This is a genomic window from Rudaea sp., from assembly GCF_036383415.1.
Lineage (GTDB): Bacteria > Pseudomonadota > Gammaproteobacteria > Xanthomonadales > Rhodanobacteraceae > Rudaea.
The window spans coordinates 1-3029 of the sequence record NZ_DASVOK010000244.1 but is presented as its reverse complement, the minus strand read 5'-3'; the positions used below and the strand labels follow the sequence as shown (position 1 = coordinate 3029).

The 3029-nt window shown below is 66.5% G+C and carries 4 protein-coding genes; all 4 read right to left on the bottom strand.

Annotation, left to right across the window (positions count from 1 at the left end; all coding sequences use genetic code 11):
- Positions 1–569: Mur ligase family protein (locus VF497_RS09270; RefSeq protein ID WP_330887944.1), on the bottom strand; the 569-nt coding region annotated here is incomplete at its 3' end.
- Positions 566–2506 (bottom strand): penicillin-binding protein 2, encoded by a 1941-nt coding sequence (locus tag VF497_RS09265; protein ID WP_330887942.1) that lies wholly within the window; start codon positions 2504–2506, stop codon positions 566–568. The genes VF497_RS09265 and VF497_RS09270, both read right to left, overlap by 4 nt.
- On the bottom strand, positions 2503–2796 hold the full coding sequence (ftsL, locus tag VF497_RS09260) for a cell division protein FtsL (RefSeq protein WP_330887940.1): 294 nt from the start codon (positions 2794–2796) through the stop codon (positions 2503–2505). The genes VF497_RS09265 and ftsL overlap by 4 nt, the downstream gene beginning before the upstream one ends.
- Positions 2796–3029 (bottom strand): 16S rRNA (cytosine(1402)-N(4))-methyltransferase (mraW, locus tag VF497_RS09255; RefSeq protein WP_330887938.1); only part of this gene is annotated, 234 nt, incomplete at its 5' end. The genes mraW and ftsL, both read right to left, overlap by 1 nt.

Genomic DNA, 3029 nt, shown 5'->3' with positions numbered 1-3029 from the left:
ATGGCGACGTGGCTGGCGCCGGCGTCGCGGAATTCGGCGAGCAGCGCCTGCACGCTGATCGCGTCGGGTGTGGTGCGCTCGCCTTCGCGCAGCGCGCCGACCAAGCCCGCACCGAGCGTGCCGATCGTCGCCGCGCGCGCGCCGAGACCGTCGAGCGCCGCGGCGAGCAGTTGCACGATCGAGGTCTTGCCGTTGGTGCCGGTCACGCCGATCACGCGCAGCGCTGCGGACGGGCGGGCGAAGAAACGCGCGGCGATTTCGCCGACCTGGTCATGCAGGCCATCGACCCAGATTTCAGGCACGCCAGCGACCTGCTCGACCGCGGCGATCGCGGGCGTGCTCTTCGCCTTCTCGGCCAAGACAACGATCGCGCCGTTCGCCACCGCCTTCGGCGCGAACGTGATGCCGTGCGCCGTCGTGCCGGCGAGCGCGAAGAACGCATCGCCTTCGCGCACGCGGCGCGAGTCGAGCGCGAGTCCGCGCACGATGATGTCGCCGCAGTCCGCAAGCGCGTCCGCCGGCGCAATGTCGGCGAGCAGTTCCGAGAGCGGGCGCGCGATCGTACTCATGGATCGGCCGTCTCGATTTCGCCGACCACGTTCGGGTCGACCGCCGGCTCCGGTGGCAGCTTCGGCAAGGCCAGCGGATCGGGACCCGGGCCGCCGGTGTACCAGTTCTTGACGTTGTCCGGTGGAACGTCGAGCAGGCGCAGCGCGCCCTGCATCACGCCACTGAACGCCGGCGCGGCGACGGTGCCGCCCATGTACTGCACGATGTCGGTGCCGGTCGCGCCGGAGATGACGATGGCCGCGACGAGGCGCGGATTCGTCGCCGGAACGAAGCCGACGAACACCGAGTTGTAGACGTTGCGGTAACCGCCGTTGTGCGCGATGTGCGAGGTGCCGGTCTTGCCCGCGGCGAAATAGTTCGGCACTGCCGCCTTGGGCGCCGTCGAGTCCGGCGCGATGACGGTGCGCAGCATCGCCAGGACTTGATCGGCAATCTTCTTGTCGATGATGCGCTTGCCCTCGTCGCCACCGTCCTTGACGAACGTTGGCGTGTGCAGGATGCCGCCGTTGGCGATCGCCGCGTACGCCCGCGCAAGCTGCAACGGAGTCACCGAAAATCCGTAGCCGTAGGAAATCGTGTCCTGTTCGACCGGGCCCCAGCGCTTGGCGATCGGCAGGTTGCCGGACGACTCGCCGGTGAAGCCTGAACCGGTCGTCTCGCCAAAGCCGAAGCGATGGAACATGTCCCACATCTGGTCACGCGGCAAGGTCGAGCCGATCTTCGCCGCGCCGACGTTGGACGAATGCGTGATCACGCCGGTCACGGTCAGCAGGCCGACGTTGCGGTGGTCGTGAACGACGTGGTCGTAGTGCTGCCAGGTGCCGGGATTGGTATCGACCTTGGAATCGGGCTTCCACTTGCCGCTTTCGAGCGCCGCGGAAATCGTGATCGCCTTCGCCACCGAACCCGGCTCGACCACATCGGTCGCGGCGCGGTTGCGCATGTGGTCGAGCAAGTCCTTGGCCGGAATGTTCAGATTCTGCGAATTCGGATTGAACGAGGGCTGGTTGACCATGGCGAGGATCTCGCCGTTGGTCACGTCCATCACGACGATCGAACCGTACGCCGCCTTGTGGTCCTTGATCGCGCCCATCAACTCGCGGTAGGCGAGATACTGGATGTTCTTGTCGATCGACAAGGTCAGGTCGCCGCCGGGCCGCGGCGCCACGTCGAGATCGATGTCGTAGTTCTCGACCGCGCGCCCGTGCAGGTCGCGAATCACGCTTTTGCTGCCGGGCTTGCCGGTAAGCGATTCGTTGAAGGCGAGCTCCAGGCCCTCGGAGCCGCGATCGTCGACGTCGGTTTTGCCGAGGATGTGCGCGGTCACCTCGCCGTTCGGATAAAAACGGCGGAACTCGGGCTGCTTGTCGATTCCCGGAATGCCGAGCTTGAGGATTGCGTCGGCCTGATCTGGATTGAGGCGGCGCACGAGATAGACGAACTGCTTGTCCGCGCGCTGCATGATCTTCTGCGCGAGCGCGTTCGCGTCGAGGCCGAGCGCCTTGGCCAGTTCCGGCACGCGATCCATGTGCTCCTTCAGCGTCGACGGATCGGCCCAGATCGAGGCGACCGGCGTCGACACCGCGAGCGGGTTGCCGTTGCGATCGAAGATCGTGCCGCGTGGCGCATCGATCTTGATGTCGCGCACGTAACGCTGGTCGCCCTGGTCGAGGTAGAAATCCTTGCTCACCCACTGCAGGTCGATCGCGCGCACGATCAGCGCAGTCGCCGCGAGCGCGAGGATCATCAGCACGACGGTGAGGCGGCGCTTGAGGTTGACCGCGGTCTGGCGCGGCTTCACTTTCGCTGCGTCGCCGCCGACGAAGTCGAACCAGCGCCGCGCACCGCGCACCGACTGGCTTTTCGCCGCCGGCTGCGCATCGCGCTGTGCGCGCAGCCCCGGCAAGTCGAATTGGAACAGTTCGCGCTTGGTCATCGCTTGATCACCACCGTGTTCGCGGGGCTCGGCGAAATCATGCCGAAGCTCTCGCGCGCAACCTTCTCGATGCCGTTGATTTCCGCCTTGGTCGCGCGCTCGAGTTCGAGCCGGCCGAATTCGTAATTGAGGCGATCGCGTTCCTTGGTCAGCTCGTTGTATTCGCTGAACAGACGACGGCTCTCCTGGCGCGTGTAGACCACGCCGAACGCGCAGCCGATCACGCCCGCAAGCAGGACGAGGATGATGGCGTAGCCGATTCCGCGCGCGATGCCTATGAACGTAGCCATCAGAGCTTCTCCACCACGCGCAAAACCGCGCTGCGGGCGCGCGGATTCGCCGCGACTTCCTCGTCGCCCGGCAGTTGCGCGCCGCCGATCGTCTTCAGGCGCAGCGTCGTCGCCACAGGCGGCGGCAGGCCGCGGCGTGTCGGCGGCAATTGGGATTCGTCGCGCAGGAAGTGCTTCACCGCGCGGTCTTCGAGCGAGTGGAAGCTGATCACCGCGAGGCGACCGCCCGGCTT